We start from the raw sequence: 15612 nt of genomic DNA on the forward strand, positions 1-15612 counted from the left end.
GCGTTTGTATGGCACGAAGCCAGCTCAAACGGGAAGTTTCGAACCAAAATGGGTTGGGTTGTGGGCGAGATGCAGTTTAGTGCACCAATAGAGTGCGCGCGGCTGGCGGAGGTTAAAAGAAGCGCAGGAATGGATTTTTCGGCTCTTCAGGTTTGTCCTTGAGCGGACATTCCGGGCGCACGCCATAGTCGTCGGCAACGCAGGGTTTGACCTGGCGTTTCTGCGCCAGGGAAATCCGCAGCATGTGGAACGGCTGATTGGCGGTGCGTTCCACGGTACGCCCGGCGGCGTCGAGGATTTCGATCGAAAGGCTGTGGCTGCCGCGATCGATATTGCTCAGCGCAAATACCGGGCTGACGCCGGGCTCGCCAGTGGCCTTGCCATCCAGCAGCAGGCGATAACGATGGCCGCTTTGCAGGCCGGGCTCGCTGGTGACGCTGACGATCAGCTCGCCGGCGCTGCTGCGCAGAGTGGCATCAGGCTCCGGGATCAGAATGCGCAGCATGTCGTAGTGAAAGGGCGCTGGTTCGGCGGATTTTTTCGCTGTGGTGATCGGTGCTGCGGTGTTGGCAGGGACAGCCATGCGATTGCTCGTCGCGATCGGCACTCGCTTGGCGTTGGCGCGTGGCTGGTCGGTATAGACGCGGTTGCCCTGCGCGTCGAGATAGGTGAAGACCTCCGCCGAGGTGCACATCGACATCAGTGCCAGGACGAGTACCAGCCCCGCGCGGATCATGGTGTATGCACCCGTTGCACGGTGAAGACGGCTGGCGGGCTCTGCTGAATGACGGTCTGGCCGTCGATCACCTGCACGGCCAGGCGATGCTCGCCGCGATCAATGTTCACCAACTGCAAAACCGGTACGTTGCTCGGCTGGCCATAGGGCTCGTCGTCCAGCACCAGTCTCAGTTGATGCGGCGATTGCAGGCGCGGTTTGATCAGGACATTGACCGTAAAGGTGCCGTTGTTGGCGCGCAGCGCCTCGTCAGTGGGCAGACCGGCGAGTTCGAGGATTTCATAGGCGTTGCGCGGTGGTTGCGGTTGTTCTGCGGTGGGTGATTGCGGCGCGCTCGGTGCTTGCGGCTCGACCCGATTGAGCGGCGGCAGCTCGACCGGTTGCGCCTGCACGCCGTCCGGCGGCTGATTGCTGTACGCCGTGTTGCCGTTGGCGTCGGTGTACTTGTAGATCTGCGCGGCGGCGGGCAGGGCGATCAGCAGCAGAATGTAGAGAAACGTGCGACCCATGAAATCGACCGGGATTGGAAGCGATGGGTAGCAGCATAGGACAGGTGGGGCGGTTGGCCAAAACCGTTAATAACTGGAATTGAAAAGACTGGTAGCCAAAACATGGATCGTTCCCATGCTCTGCGTGGGAATGCCTCCTGGGACGCTCCGCGTCCAGTGACGCAGAGCGTCACGGGCTGCATCCCACGCGGAGCGTGGGAACGATCAAACGATCCATGACCCACCGCCTTCGCGAGCAGGCTCGCTCCCACATGGAAAATGCGTTGCGCCGGGCAATAAAAAAGGCCTCCCGAAGGAGGCCTCTTTTGTCACGCCGCTTTACGCAGCGCTACCGGATCAGCAGCTGTAGTACAGCTCATATTCCAGTGGGTGTACGAAGGTGCGAACCTTGATTTCTTCTTCCGATTTCAGCGCGATGTAAGCGTCGATGAAGTCGTCGGAGAACACGCCGCCCTTGGTCAGGAACGCGCGGCCCTTGTCCAGCTCTTCCAGGGCTTCTTTCAGGCTGCCGCAAACCTGTGGAATCTCTTTCGCCTCTTCAGGCGGCAGGTCGTACAGGTTCTTGTCGGCGGCATCGCCTGGGTGGATCTTGTTCTGGATACCGTCCAGACCGGCCATCAGCAGTGCTGCGAAGGCCAGGTACGGGTTGGCAGCCGGATCCGGGAAGCGTGCTTCGATACGGCGGGCTTTCGGGCTCGACACGTAAGGAATACGGATCGAAGCGGAACGGTTGCGCGCCGAGTAGGCCAGCATTACCGGAGCTTCGAAGCCTGGCACCAGACGCTTGTAGGAGTTGGTCGCCGGGTTGGTGAAGCCGTTCAGGGCCTTACCGTGCTTGATGATGCCGCCGATGAAGTACAGAGCGGTATCGGACAGGCCGGCATAGCCTTCACCTGCGAAGGTGTTCTTGCCGTCTTTCCAGATCGACATGTGTACGTGCATGCCCGAACCGTTGTCGCCGTACAGTGGCTTCGGCATGAAGGTCGCGGTGCGGCCGTAAGCGTCGGCAACGTTGTGCACAACGTATTTCAGGGTCTGAACTTCGTCGGCCTTCTTCACCAGGGTGTTGAACTTGACGCCGATTTCGTTCTGGCCGGCAGTCGCCACTTCGTGGTGGTGAACTTCAACCGACTGACCCATTTCTTCCAGTGCGTTGCACATGGCGGTACGGATTTCGTGGTCGTGGTCGAATGGTGGAACCGGGAAGTAGCCACCTTTCACGCCTGGACGGTGGCCCTTGTTGCCGCCTTCGATGTCCTGGTCGGACATCCACGAACCTTGCTCGGAGTAGATCTTGAACATCGAGCCGGAGATGTCCGACTTGAATTTCACCGAGTCAAAGATGAAGAACTCAGGCTCCGGACCGGCGAATACGGTGTCACCGATACCGGTGGCTTTCAGGTGCTCTTCGGCGCGCTTGGCGATCGCACGTGGGTCGCGATCGTAGCCCTGCATGCTCGAAGGCTCGATGATGTCGCACACCAGAATCAGGGTTGGGTCTTCGGTGAACGGATCGAGCACGGCCGTTTCGTCGACCGGCATCAGGATCATGTCGGAGGCTTCGATGCCTTTCCAGCCGGAGATGGAGGAACCGTCGAACATCTTGCCGACTTCGAAGAAGTCGTCATCCAGCGCATCGCGAGCCGGCATGGTCACGTGGTGCTGAGTGCCTTTGGTGTCCGTGAAGCGCAGATCAATCCACTTGACGTCATGATCTTTGATGAGTTGAACCGACTTCGACATAGTGTCCTCCGGGTGAATTAGGGCGGGTAGTGGATGCCCTTAATAATGGTGATGCCGGCGCGAATACTCTGCCAAGGCAACCTGCCTCACAAGGGAGCAAATTGCATGCCAGTGCCCCAGCATGGGTTTTTTGCCCCAAATTCACGCTTATTAAGGCGTGCGAGGTACTGAATCGACAAATCCCGCCCCTTAATGTTGCGTTTAAATTCAGAAATGACCTGTTTTGGTGCAAGCAAAACCTTCTGCACATTAACTGGTTAAACCTTGAGCAATTTCCGCTATAATCCGCGCCCCCCTTTTTCGGCTGGCCGTTCGCGCGCTGTTTTCATGAAACTTATCGTAAAAGTCTTCCCCGAGATCACCATCAAAAGCCGACCTGTCCGGACGAAATTCATCCGCCAGTTGGCCAAGAACATCCGCACCGTGCTCCGTGACCTGGACCCGGCCGTGGTGGTGAACGGCGTGTGGGACAATCTCGAGCTGGAAACCCGCGTTACCGACCCCAAAGCCTTGAAAGAGATGGGCGAACGCCTGACCTGCATGCCGGGTATCGCGCATTTTCTGCAGATCGACGAGTACCCGCTGGGCGATTTCGACGACATCACCGAAAAGTGCAAACAGCACTACGGCGATGCACTGGCCGGGAAGATTTTCTCGGTGCGCTGCAAGCGCGCAGGCAAGCATGCCTTCAGCTCGATGGACGTGGAAAAATACGTCGGCAGCAAGCTGCGTCGTGAGTGCGGTGCGGCCGGAATCGACCTTAAAGCACCGCAAATCGAAGTCCGTATCGAAGTTCGCGACAAACGGTTGTTCGTGATTCACAGCCAGCACAACGGCATCGGCGGCTACCCGCTCGGCGCGTTGGAGCAGACGCTGGTATTGATGTCCGGCGGCTTCGATTCGACCGTGGCGGCTTACCAGATCATGCGTCGCGGCCTGATGGCGCACTTCTGCTTCTTTAATCTCGGCGGGCGTGCCCACGAATTGGGCGTGATGGAAGTCGCGCACTTCATCTGGAAGAAGTACGGCAGCTCGCAACGCGTGCTATTTGTCAGTGTGCCGTTCGAGGAAGTGCTGGGCGAAATTCTCGGCAAAGTCGATAACAGTCATATGGGCGTGGTTTTGAAGCGTATGATGTTGCGCGCCTCGTCCGAGATCGCCGAACGCCTGCACATCGATGCACTGGTGACCGGTGAAGCGATCTCCCAGGTGTCGAGCCAGACGCTGCCGAACCTGTCGGTGATCGACTGCGTGACCGACAAGCTGGTGCTGCGGCCGCTGATCGTCGCGCACAAGCAGGACATCATCGACACCGCCAACGAGATCGGCACCGCCGATTTCGCCCGGCACATGCCGGAATACTGCGGCGTGATTTCGGTCAACCCCAAGACCGCCGCCAAGCGTGGCCGGGTTGAGCACGAAGAGAAAGAATTCGACATGGCGGTACTCGAGCGTGCGCTCGCCAACGCCAAACTGGTGCCGATCGATCGGGTAATCGACGAGTTGGGCCAGGATTTGCAAATTGAAGAAGTCAGCGAAGCGCTGGCCGGTCAGATCGTCATCGACATCCGCCACCCGGATGCCGCCGAGGATGACCCGCTGGAGCTCGCCGGCATAGAGGTACAGACGATGCCGTTCTATGCAGTGAACGCACGTTTCAAGGAACTGGACCCTACTCGCCAGTACCTGCTGTATTGCGACAAAGGCGTGATGAGTCGCCTGCATGCCCACCATTTGCTCAGTGAGGGGCATGCCAATGTGCGCGTTTATCGACCGAGCTAAGTGCCCGGGGCTGTTTGCCTGTGGCCTGCGTCACCGGCCCCCCGACACCGCCGTCAAGCTGTAACGGCCATGCCGGACACTACTGCTAATCGCTGCCATGACTTGTCAGCAAACCGAATCCTCTGATCGAGATACACAAGTGATCGAAAATCTACGCAACATCGCCATCATTGCCCACGTTGACCACGGTAAAACCACCCTGGTAGACAAACTCCTGCGTCAATCCGGCACCCTGGAGCGCAACGAGCTCAACGACGAGCGCGTGATGGACTCCAACGACCAGGAAAAAGAGCGCGGTATTACCATTCTGGCGAAGAACACCGCCATCAACTGGAACGGCTACCACATCAACATCGTGGACACCCCGGGCCACGCCGACTTCGGCGGCGAAGTTGAACGCGTAATGTCGATGGTCGACTCCGTTCTGCTGCTGGTTGACGCTCAAGACGGCCCTATGCCGCAAACCCGTTTCGTGACCAAGAAGGCTTTCGAAGCCGGCCTGCGTCCAATCGTGGTCATCAACAAGGTTGACCGTCCAGGCGCGCGTCCGGACTGGGTTCTGGACCAGATCTTCGATCTGTTCGACAACCTCGGTGCGACCGAAGAACAACTGGACTTCCAGGTTGTTTACGCTTCGGCCCTGAACGGTATTGCCGGTCTGGACCACACCGCCATGGCGGAAGACATGACTCCGCTGTACCAGGCAGTAGTCGACCACGTTCCGCCTCCGGCCGTTGACCGTGACGGTCCGTTCCAGATGCAGATCTCCGCTCTGGACTACAACAGCTTCCTGGGTGTTATCGGTGTTGGCCGTATCGCCCGTGGTCGCGTCAAGCCGAACACCCCGGTTGTCGCTATCAGCGCCGACGGCAAGCGTCGCAACGGTCGTATCCTGAAGCTGATGGGTCACCACGGTCTGCACCGCATCGACGTTGACGAAGCAGCAGCTGGCGACATCGTCTGCATCAGCGGCTTCGACGAGCTGTTCATCTCGGACACTCTGTGCGATATCAACACCGTCGAGGCGATGAAGCCGCTGACCGTTGACGAGCCAACCGTTTCCATGACCTTCCAGGTAAACGACTCGCCATTCTGCGGTAAAGAAGGCAAGTTCGTGACCTCCCGTAACATCAAGGATCGTCTGGACAAAGAGCTGCTGTACAACGTTGCACTGCGCGTTGAAGAAGGCGACTCCGCTGACAAGTTCAAGGTTTCCGGCCGTGGTGAGCTGCACCTCTCGGTACTGATCGAAACCATGCGTCGCGAAGGCTTCGAGCTGGCCCTGGGCCGTCCTGAAGTGATCATCCGTGAAGTCGACGGCGTGAAGCAGGAACCGTTCGAAAACGTCACCATCGACATCCCTGAAGAATCCCAGGGCAAGGTCATGGAAGAGATGGGTCTGCGTAAGGGCGACCTGAGCAACATGGTGCCGGATGGCAAGGGCCGTGTTCGTCTGGAATACAACATCCCTGCTCGCGGTCTGATCGGTTTCCGTAACCAGTTCCTGACCCTGACCAACGGTGCTGGCATCCTGACCTCGATCTTCGACCGTTACGCTCCAGTGAAGTCGGGCCACATGTCCGGCCGTCAGAACGGCGTTCTGGTTTCGGTTGAAACCGGCAAGGCTCTGACCTACTCGCTGGAAACCCTGCAGGCCCGTGGCAAGCTGTTCGTAGAACACGGCCAGGAGATCTACAACGGTCAGATCGTTGGTCAGAACAGCCGCGACAACGACCTGGGTGTCAACCCAACCAAAGGCAAGAAGCTCGACAACATGCGTGCTTCGGGTAAAGACGAAACCATCGCTCTGGTTCCACCTGTTCGCTTCACCCTGGAACAGGCTCTGGAATACATCCAGGAAGACGAGCTGTGCGAAGTCACTCCTAAGTCGATCCGTCTTCGCAAGAAGATCCTCGACGAAAGCGAGCGTACCCGCGCTGCCAAGAAAGCCAAGGCGTAATCTAGCCCTGGAATAGAAAACGCCCCCGGTCGCGAGACCGGGGGCGTTTTTGTTTGTCTGGCGTTTAGCGATATTTGTGCTGGCCCCATCGCTGGCAAGCCAGCTCCCACAGGGTTTTGGGTCGTATATAAAATATGTGTTCGACCACAATCATTGTGGGAGCTGGCTTGCCAGCGATGCCGGCCGGTTAGCCGCTGAAAATCTCAAGGCCGATCAAAATTTGTCGATGGCCCGGAAATTTTGCACCCGCTCGACTTCTTTCGGCTTATAAGCGCAATACCCCGGCCGCGGCCCGATCTTCGGGTGGTTGCGGCAGGTGTCCGGGCGCTTGTCATAAATGGTGCACAGGCGCGTTTTACGATCCAGGTAATAGCAGTCGTTGTTGCTCATGCGCTGCAGGGTGAAGATCCCCGACTTCTGATTGAAGCGCTCGACCAGACCTTCCTTTTGCAGACGCTTGGCGATGTTCTTTGGCGGATCGCCCAGTTCGAACTCGTCGACGACGCCGATGCGCACCAGATCCTTGATCTTCACTTCGACCGGCAGCGTGCAGCAGCTGGACATGCACGAGCCGCACATCGGCGCCGAGTATTTGGCCCACGTATCGAGACGATCAATCTCGGCGGCGGCGATCAGGTTGGGCTTCATCATCGGGAGTTACCAGGTGTGTATGCATCAGGGCGCGCGATCATACCGGGAGCGGTGGAATTTTGAACAACCTTTCGCCGGATATTTTCGCAACGACTGCAAATTGCCCGACAGGACGGCACGGCCCCTGCATTCATTGGCTCATCCGCCAGGGTTATGTCGGACTGGTGCACAGTCCGGGCAAATACTGCCGAACCAGAGCCGTTACCGCCGGTCAGACCGTCTAGGCTCAGAAAATTCCCGCTCGCTCGAGGTCCTGTTGATGACTCAAGAACCACTAGTTCGCGAAGCAGAGGTGGCCGCGTTCCGCGACGCCGTCCTGACCAAACTCACCTACGCCGTGGGCAAAGACCCCGATCATGCCTTCGACCATGACTGGTTCGAAGCCATTGCCCTGGCCGCGCGTGATCACATGGTCGAACACTGGATGGATCACACCCGGCAGATCTACCGCAAAGGCCAGAAGCGGGTTTATTACCTCTCGCTGGAATTTCTCATCGGCCGTTTGCTCTACGACAGCCTGAGCAACCTCGGCCTGCTCGACGTCGCCCGTGAAGCGCTGACCGAACTGGGCGTTGATCTGGAACGCATTCGTCTGCTGGAGCCCGATGCAGCGCTGGGCAATGGCGGCCTCGGTCGTCTCGCGGCGTGCTTCATGGAAAGCATGTCGACCCTCGGCATCGCCGGCCATGGCTATGGCATTCGTTATGAGCATGGCTTGTTTCGTCAGGCGATTGTCGATGGCTGGCAACAGGAACAGACCGAACACTGGCTGGATTTCGGCAACCCTTGGGAATTTGAACGGCCGGAAGTGGCGTACCCGATCGGCTTCGGCGGCAGCGTCGAAACCGTCACCGATGCCTCCGGCAAGACTCGTCAGGTCTGGTCGCCAGCGGAAACCGTGCGCGCAATTGCTTATGACACGCCGGTGGTCGGCTGGCGCGGGGCGAGCGTCAACACCCTGCGTCTGTGGCGTGCCCGCGCCATGGAAGATCTGCACCTGGAGCGCTTCAACGCCGGTGACCACCTGGGCGCCGTGGCGGAAGTGGCCCGCGCCGAGAGTATCTCCCGCGTCCTTTATCCGGCCGACAGCACCGAAGCCGGGCAAGAGCTGCGCCTGCGTCAGGAATACTTCTTCGTCGCCGCTTCGCTGCAGGATCTGCTGCGCCGTCACCGCAACATGCACACCTCGGTGCTGACCCTCGGTGATCACGCGGCGATCCAGCTCAACGACACTCACCCCTCGATTGCAGTGGCCGAGCTGATGCGCCAACTGGTCGACGTCTACGACGTCGCGTGGGACGCAGCATGGCAAGTCACCGTCGACACGCTGTCGTACACCAACCACACGCTGCTGCCGGAAGCACTGGAAACCTGGCCGGTCGGGCTGATGGAACGCATGCTGCCAAGGCACATGCAGATCATTTACCTGATCAACGCACAGCACATCGATTCGTTGCGGGCCAAGGGCATTCATGACTTCGACGTGTTGCGCGCGGTGTCGCTGATCGAAGAAGACAACGGCCGCCGGGTGCGCATGGGCAACCTCGCGTTCCTCGGTTCGCACAGCGTCAACGGCGTGTCCGGTCTGCATACGCAGCTGATGCGCAAAACCGTATTCGCCGAACTGCACAAGCTCTACCCTGAGCGGATCAACAACAAAACCAACGGCATCACCTTCCGCCGCTGGCTGTATCAGGCCAACCCGGAACTGACTTCGATGCTGGTCGATGCCCTCGGCCCGGACCTGCTCGATCATCCTGAAGAGCGCCTGCTCGAACTCGAGCCGTTCGCCGAGAAAACCGCGTTCCGCAAAGCCTTCGCCGAGCAGCGTTTGCACAGCAAGAAGGCGCTGGCCTATCTGATTCACGAGCGCCTCGGGATCGCGGTCAACCCGGCGGCGATGTTCGACGTGCAGGTCAAACGTATCCACGAATACAAGCGTCAGTTGCTCAACCTGATGCACACCGTGGCGTTGTACCAGGCGATTCGTGCCGAGCCGGAAGTCGACTGGGTGCCACGGGTGAAGATCTTTGCCGGTAAAGCGGCGGCGAGTTATCACCAGGCCAAGCTGATCATCAAGCTGACCAATGACATCGCTCGGGTGGTGAACAATGATCCGACTGTGCGCGGCCTGCTGAAAGTGGTGTTCCTGCCCAACTACAACGTCAGCCTGGCTGAAAGCATCATCCCGGCGGCGGACTTGTCCGAGCAGATTTCCACCGCCGGTTTCGAGGCGTCGGGCACCAGTAACATGAAGTTCGGCCTCAACGGCGCGCTGACCATCGGCACCCTCGACGGTGCCAACGTGGAAATGTGCGAGCGCATCGGTGCCGAGCACATGTTCATCTTCGGTCTCAGTGCGCAACAGGTTGAAGCGCGCAAGCAGAACCACGAGTTCAGCGCCGTACCCGACATCGCCGCCTCCCATCGTTTGAACGATGTGCTGCAGGCGATTCGCAGCGGTGTGTTCTCGCCGGACGATACCTCGCGTTATACCGGCCTGATCGACTCGTTGATCGACTATGACCGCTTTCTGGTCTGCGCCGATTTCGACTCCTACTGGGAAGCGCAGAAGCGTGTCGATGCGCACTGGCACGACTCGCAGAACTGGTGGCGTTCGGCGGTGCTCAACACCTCGCGGATGGGCTGGTTCTCTTCCGACCGGACGATTCGCGAGTACGCCACGGATATCTGGAAAGCGCTGGAGTAACTTTCCCCGACAAATCTGCGCAAGGCCCAACGTTTGTTGGGCCGGATCGATATACTGAGCGCCGGTTAATAGGCATCAATCACCGCCGTACCCTGTAGGAGCGAGCCTGCTCGCGAAGCGATCGTCGACTTAAACAGAAATGTTGGCTGACAATCCGCCTTCGCGAGCAGGCTCGCTCCCACACGGTTTGTGCCTAGACTGAAGCGATCGCCGGACTCGCCCCGCCCCGGGGCTGCTTAGGGATATCGACCATGCAATGGATGTTCATGTTGATCGGGCTGGTGCTCGGTGGACTGCTCGACGAGTCATTCAGCGGCGCGCTGTTGGGTGCGCTGCTGGGGCTGGTCATCGGCCAGGCGCTACGCATTGCGCGCCTCGGCTCGCGGGCGGCGGAGCAACAGCGTCAACTCGAGCAGGTGCGCGAAGCCTTGCAAGGCGTGGCCCAGCGGCTGTTTGTGCTGGAAGGTTCGCCCTCGCATGCGCCCGCGCCGCCACCTGAAGCCGAGCCAGTCGCCGCACCCGTCGACGTGGCTGAGCAGGCTGCCCCGACCCCTGAGCTGATCTGGGAACTGCCCCCCGAACTCGAACCGATCTCCGCCGTCGCCCGCGAAACCAGCCAGTCGCTGCCGGCCGATGTCTGGCGCGCCGAACCGGCTCCCGTTGCACCAACGCAAAAACCCGCCGAACCCCGTGGCCCGAACCTGATCGAGCGCGGCATCAGCGCTGCGCGCAACTGGCTGTTTGGCGGCAACACCGTGCTGCGCGTCGGTGTGGTGCTGCTGTTTTTCGGTCTGGCATTTTTACTGCGTTACGCCACCGAAGGCATGGTGGTGCCGATCGAGTTGCGTTACACCGGCGTCGCGGCAGCGGCGTTGGCTCTGCTTGCGCTGGGCTGGTGGTTGCGCCGACGCAACAGCAACTATGCATTGATGCTGCAAGGCACCGGGATCGCGGTGTTGTACCTGACGGTGTTTGCGGCGATGCGTCTGCATCCGTTGCTTGATCCGTCCGCTGCACTCGGTTTGCTGGTCGCGGTGACGGTGTTCTCGGCCATTCTGGCGATCACTCAGGATGCACTGGGGTTGGCCGCAGCGGCAGCGTTGGGCGGTTTCGCCGCGCCGATTCTGACGTCTACAGGCGAAGGCAATCACGTCGCACTGTTCAGTTATTTCGCTTTGCTCAACGCCGGCATTCTCTCCATCGCCTGGTTCAAGGCCTGGCGCCTGCTCAACCTGATCGGCTTCGTCGGGACCTTCGGTATCGGTTTCGCCTGGGGGCTGCGTTCCTACACGCCGGAACTGCTGTGGAGCACTGAGCCATTTCTGATTGTTTTTTTCCTGATGTACCTCGCCATCGGCCTGCTGTTCGCCCGGCGTAAATTGCGCGAAATGGCGGATGCCCCGCCGGACGCTGACCGTGAGGCGTTGCTGCAATGGTCGGCCCGCAAGGGTGATTATGTCGACGGCACCATGCTGTTCGGCCCGCCGATCATTGGCTTCGGTTTGCAGTTCGCCTTGGTAGAGCACCTGGAATTTGCGGCGGCGTTCAGTGCGTTGGCGCTGGGCATGATCTATATGACGCTGGCCAAAGTTTTGATGGGCGGGCGCGCGATGCTGCTGGGCGAAACCTGCCTGGCGCTGGGGGTGATTTTTGCCAGCCTGGCGATTCCGCTGGGGCTCGATGCGCGCTGGACGTCTGCGGCGTGGGCCGTGGAAGGCGCGGGGATTTTCTGGCTCGGCTTGCGTCAGCATCGACCGTTTGCCCGGGCCTTTGCCTTACTGCTGCAACTGGGCTCGGCGCTGGCATTTCTCAGCCAGTTGCAGCCCGGCGAGAGCAGCCTGCTCGACGGCGCACCGCTGGGCGCGCTGATGCTTGGCGCCGCGCTGCTGTTCAGTTTCCTTCAACTGCGCAAGGCTACGCCCGAGCAGACCTCGCCGTGGGAAAGGCAAGGCCTGCCGCTGCTGGCGTGTCTGGGCCTGACGTTCCTTTATCTGCTGGCACCGTTGTTCCTGTTCATCCAGGGCACGGCAATCAGTTGGGCCTTGGCCGGGTTGGCGACTTTGTTCGTGGGGCTGCGGATTCAATCACGCACATTCCTGTTTACCGCGTTCGCCGTGCAGTTGCTGGGCGGCGCGTTGTTCCTGCTGCGCCTGCAAACTGCCGGTGAAGATTCGGCGGCGGTGTTCAGCGCTGGCTGGAGCGGTTTGCTCAGTGCGTCCTTGATCGGACTGGCCTTGATTGGCGGCATGCTGCTCGCGGCTCGCGATGAGATGGTGCGCGCTGATGCGCGTCTGCTGCGCGGCTTGTCGGTGGTGTTGCTGGCGGGGTTGGTGCTGATCAATCTGGCGGTGCTGTTCGTGCTGCCGTGGCAAACCGCGAGCGCGGTGTGGGCGGCCAGCGGTTTGCTGATCATCTGGCTGAGCCTGTACCTGCAACAGCGTCTGAGTTTCGTTTTCGGCCTGCTGTTGCAGGTGATCGGCGGCGCAGCGTTTCTGCTCGCCGGCCCCGAATGGCTCGGGTCGCTGTCTAGCGAAGAGTTGAAACCGTTGGCCCATGGCGGCTTCTGGACGCCACAGGTGCTGGGGCTGGCCGCGCTGATCGGCGCGTGGCGCTTGCAATTGGGCAACCATGCCACGGCTTTTGATGCCTTGAGTTTGCAGCGCTTGTCGCAAGTGCTGCTGATCTGGGGCGCCGGTTGGTGGACGCTGGCGTGGGTCAGCGAGATCCTGCGATTCGCTTCGCCGAACCTGCAAGGCACATTGTTGCTGCTGGTCGCTGCGATCAGTGTTGCGCTGTGGACGCTGTTGTCGCTGCGTCTGAAATGGCCGGCGCTGGGGTTGCTCTGCACCTTACTGATTCCGGCGGCGGCGCTGGTTTTGCTCGGCGCTTGGCATTCGCGCTACCACCCGGCCGCCGACTTCGGCTGGCTGGCGTGGCCGGCGCTGTTCGCGGTGCACTTCTTCAGCCTGTGCCGCTTGGCTTCGCTGTTGCCGGCGCGCGCATTGAGCGCGGCCCATGTGTTCGGTTGCTGGCTGTTGATTGGGGTGCTGGCGCTGGAGTTGCGTTACGGCCTGCTGTTGTTGTCTGAGCAGTACAACGCGTGGCGCTGGCTGGGCTGGGCGATTCTGCCGAGCCTCTATCTGTTGCTGATGGCTGCACCGCGCAACTGGCCGTGGCCGGTGGCCGCATTTGCTCGGGAGTACCGCTTGTATGCGGCGGCACCGCTGGCGGTGCTGATGCTGGCGTGGTTCTGGCTGGCCAATGGCGTCAGCGATGGCAATGCCGAACCATTGCCTTACGTGCCGCTGCTCAACCCATTGGAGCTGGGTCTGCTGTTTGCGCTGTTCGGCGTTTATGCCTGGTCGCGCAGCGCCGTCGCGCAGCTGTCGATCCGTCAGGATCATGCCGACAAGGCTACGCAACTGATCGCCGGTGTGTCGCTGTTTGCCTTCTGCACCGCACTGGTCACCCGCGCCGCGCATCACTGGGCCGGCATCCCGTTCGAGCTTGATCAACTGCTCGCGTCGATGCTGGTGCAGGCCGGCCTGTCGATCGTCTGGACGTTGATGGCGCTGGGGCTGATGATCGGCGGCCATCTGCGCCATCGCCGCGAAGTCTGGCTGATCGGCGCGGCGCTGATCGCGCTGGTGGTGGCCAAGCTGATTTTTGTCGAACTGAGCAACCGTGGTGGCCTCGCCCGGATCGTCTCGTTTATCGGCGTTGGCGTGTTGCTGCTGGTGGTCGGCTACTTTGCGCCGCTGCCACCCAAACGCGTCGAGGCTGAACCGGCGGCGGACAAACCCGCGCCGGAAACCGAAGGAGTTGCATCTTGAGTCGCATGCTGAATCTGGGTTGGTTGGCGCTGGGCGTGGTGATGGTCGCTGGCGCTCAGGAAAAACCGGCGGACTTCGCCACGCAAGTGCCGTTGACGGTGAGCGGCAATGGCCCGTGGTATCGCCTCGACTTGCCGCTGAGCGCGCAATTGCAGGCGCGCCAGACCGATCTCAGCGACCTGCGTGTGTTCAACGCCGCCGGCGAAGCGCAGGCCTACGCCTTGGCTCGCGAATCGGCGCAGACCCGCGACGACGGCAAGCTGCACGAGGTCAAATGGTTCCCGCTGTACAACGCCGCCGACGCCAGCGAGCGCGCGCCGAATGTGCGCGTGCAGTCGACCACCAACGGCACCCTGGTCGAAGTGCAACCGTCCTCGCAACTGGAGGCGGGCGAAGAAGTGCTGCGCGGCTGGCTGCTCGATGCCAGTGCGATCAAGGCACCGTTGCAGCAGTTGATCCTCGACTGGACCAGCGAGCGCGACGGTTTCCAGCGTTTCAGCATCGAGGCCAGCGACGATCTGCAGCACTGGCAGTCATGGGGCGAGGGCCAGGTGGCACGGCTGACCTTTTCCGATGAGCGCATCGAACAGCACGAAGTGACCCTGCCGGGGCAGACCGCGCGCTATGTGCGCCTGCTGTGGGAGTCGCCGGGTTCGGCGCCCGTCCTGACGTCGGCGCAATTGAAAAGCAGCGACCCGCGCAACCTGCCGCTGCCTTTGGTCTGGTCGCCCAGCGTGGCCGGCAGCAGCACCAAGTCCGGGGAATACATCTGGCAGTTGCCGATGGGGCTGAATGTCGAGCGGGTGCAGATCGAGCTGAAACAGCCGAACAGTCTGGCGCCGGTCACGTTGGCCGGCCGGCGCGAGAGCAACTTGCCGTGGCAGCCACTGAGCAGCGGTTTGCTGTATCGCCTGAGCCAGAACAATCAGGACGTGGTCCAGAACGAAATCCCGCTGTCCGGGCAGACCGTGCAGCAACTCAAGCTGACCGTGGATGAGCGCGGCGGCGGTCTGGGTGAGCAGGCGCCGGACCTGAAATACGCGGTGCGCGCCACGCAGGTGATCTTCCTCGCCCGGGGCGAAGGGCCGTACAGCCTGGCCTTGGGCAATGCCACGGTGAAAACGGCGAACCTGCCGCTGGCAACGTTGATTCCGGATTTCAAGCCAGAAAAGCTGGCGAACCTGGGCAAGGCGACGGTGCAGGACGAAGCAGTGGCCACGCAAACCTCAACGGCGACGACGGCTGCGGTGGCCGGGACCAACTGGAAGAAGTTCGGCTTGTGGGCAGTGTTGCTGCTCAGTGTGGTGTTTCTCGGGGCGATGGCGTTCAGCCTGTTGCGCAAACCGCCAGCCAATACCTGAGCATGGCCGGCGCTGCGCGCCAATCGCTGGCAAGCCAGCTCCCACAGTGATCTCGGTCGTTCACATATTTTGTGTACACCACACATCCTGTGGGAGCTGGCTTGCCAGCGATGGCGGCCGGTCAAACAACAAAATCATCAAACTGCCGCTATCACTCAATCACCACCCGCCCCATTTCCAACTACGCTCAACCCGACACCTGAACTCTCCACCGACAATCACGTCTCATACAGGCAAATACACCCAGGCGCACGTTAGCCGGCGTCTTCGCTCGCTAGGTTTTCAGACTCCCTGTAAACTGCGCGGGTTTTCCGCCCCCCATTCCAC

9 protein-coding genes are annotated in these 15612 nt (G+C 60.7%); 5 read left to right on the forward strand and 4 right to left on the reverse strand.

All coding sequences use genetic code 11. From position 1 onward, the window contains the following. Nucleotides 1–112: 112 nt before the first annotated feature. The 3 genes from ASG55_RS13150 to glnA form a co-directional block, all read right to left on the reverse strand. Complete coding sequence (locus tag ASG55_RS13150) at nucleotides 113–736, reverse strand: DUF4124 domain-containing protein (protein WP_056787249.1); 624 nt, start codon at nucleotides 734–736, stop codon at nucleotides 113–115. Further along, nucleotides 733–1245 carry a DUF4124 domain-containing protein gene (locus tag ASG55_RS13155; protein WP_056787251.1) on the reverse strand — a complete coding sequence of 171 codons (513 nt, stop codon included), beginning with the start codon at nucleotides 1243–1245 and terminating at the stop codon, nucleotides 733–735. Before ASG55_RS13155 ends, ASG55_RS13150 begins: the two co-directional genes overlap by 4 nt. Before the next feature lie 336 nt (nucleotides 1246–1581). Beyond that, on the reverse strand, nucleotides 1582–2988 hold the full coding sequence (gene glnA, locus ASG55_RS13160) for a type I glutamate--ammonia ligase (RefSeq protein WP_016772104.1): 1407 nt from the start codon (nucleotides 2986–2988) through the stop codon (nucleotides 1582–1584). Nucleotides 2989–3315: 327 nt separating this feature from the next. Between glnA and thiI the strand changes: the two genes are divergently transcribed. Together thiI and typA are read left to right on the forward strand one after the other, a co-directional pair. After that, the gene (thiI, locus tag ASG55_RS13165; protein WP_024011233.1) at nucleotides 3316–4770 is read left to right on the forward strand and encodes a tRNA uracil 4-sulfurtransferase ThiI; all 1455 of its coding nucleotides are present in this window, start codon (nucleotides 3316–3318) and stop codon (nucleotides 4768–4770) included. A gap of 139 nt (nucleotides 4771–4909) precedes the next feature. Continuing rightward, nucleotides 4910–6730, forward strand: coding sequence for a translational GTPase TypA (gene typA, locus ASG55_RS13170; protein WP_016772102.1), 1821 nt, complete (start codon nucleotides 4910–4912; stop codon nucleotides 6728–6730). A 213-nt stretch (nucleotides 6731–6943) separates the two neighbouring features. Here typA and ASG55_RS13175 read toward each other — a convergent pair whose 3' ends face one another. Beyond that, nucleotides 6944–7381, reverse strand: coding sequence for a YkgJ family cysteine cluster protein (locus tag ASG55_RS13175; RefSeq protein ID WP_016772101.1), 438 nt, complete (start codon nucleotides 7379–7381; stop codon nucleotides 6944–6946). 259 nt (nucleotides 7382–7640) lie between these two features. Here ASG55_RS13175 and ASG55_RS13180 point away from each other — a divergent pair, with 259 nt between their 5' ends. The 3 genes from ASG55_RS13180 (at nucleotide 7641) to ASG55_RS13190 (ending at nucleotide 15285) form a co-directional block, all read left to right on the forward strand. Continuing rightward, nucleotides 7641–10091 (forward strand): glycogen/starch/alpha-glucan phosphorylase, encoded by a 2451-nt coding sequence (locus ASG55_RS13180; RefSeq protein ID WP_016772100.1) that lies wholly within the window; start codon nucleotides 7641–7643, stop codon nucleotides 10089–10091. A 251-nt stretch (nucleotides 10092–10342) separates the two neighbouring features. Continuing rightward, a complete protein-coding gene (locus ASG55_RS13185) occupies nucleotides 10343–13924 on the forward strand; it encodes a DUF2339 domain-containing protein (protein ID WP_056787253.1) in 3582 nt (1193 codons plus the stop codon). Further along, nucleotides 13921–15285, forward strand: coding sequence for a DUF3999 domain-containing protein (locus ASG55_RS13190; protein WP_056787257.1), 1365 nt, complete (start codon nucleotides 13921–13923; stop codon nucleotides 15283–15285). The genes ASG55_RS13185 and ASG55_RS13190 overlap by 4 nt, the downstream gene beginning before the upstream one ends. Nucleotides 15286–15612: the final 327 nt, after the last annotated feature.

The organism is Pseudomonas sp. Leaf434 (assembly GCF_001425545.1).
GTDB classification, from domain to species: Bacteria; Pseudomonadota; Gammaproteobacteria; order Pseudomonadales; family Pseudomonadaceae; genus Aquipseudomonas; species Aquipseudomonas siliginis.

What these genes read in the sequence shown, in the direction of transcription:
- ASG55_RS13185 (WP_056787253.1), top strand. Translation starts at nt 10,343, where the DNA reads ATGCAATGGATGTTCATGTTGATCGGGCTGGTGCTCGGTGGACTGCTC.
- ASG55_RS13150 (WP_056787249.1), bottom strand. Translation starts at nt 736, where the DNA reads ATGATCCGCGCGGGGCTGGTACTCGTCCTGGCACTGATGTCGATGTGC.
- thiI (WP_024011233.1), top strand. Translation starts at nt 3,316, where the DNA reads ATGAAACTTATCGTAAAAGTCTTCCCCGAGATCACCATCAAAAGCCGA.
- ASG55_RS13175 (WP_016772101.1), bottom strand. Translation starts at nt 7,381, where the DNA reads ATGATGAAGCCCAACCTGATCGCCGCCGCCGAGATTGATCGTCTCGAT.
- ASG55_RS13155 (WP_056787251.1), bottom strand. Translation starts at nt 1,245, where the DNA reads ATGGGTCGCACGTTTCTCTACATTCTGCTGCTGATCGCCCTGCCCGCC.
- glnA (WP_016772104.1), bottom strand. Translation starts at nt 2,988, where the DNA reads ATGTCGAAGTCGGTTCAACTCATCAAAGATCATGACGTCAAGTGGATT.
- ASG55_RS13180 (WP_016772100.1), top strand. Translation starts at nt 7,641, where the DNA reads ATGACTCAAGAACCACTAGTTCGCGAAGCAGAGGTGGCCGCGTTCCGC.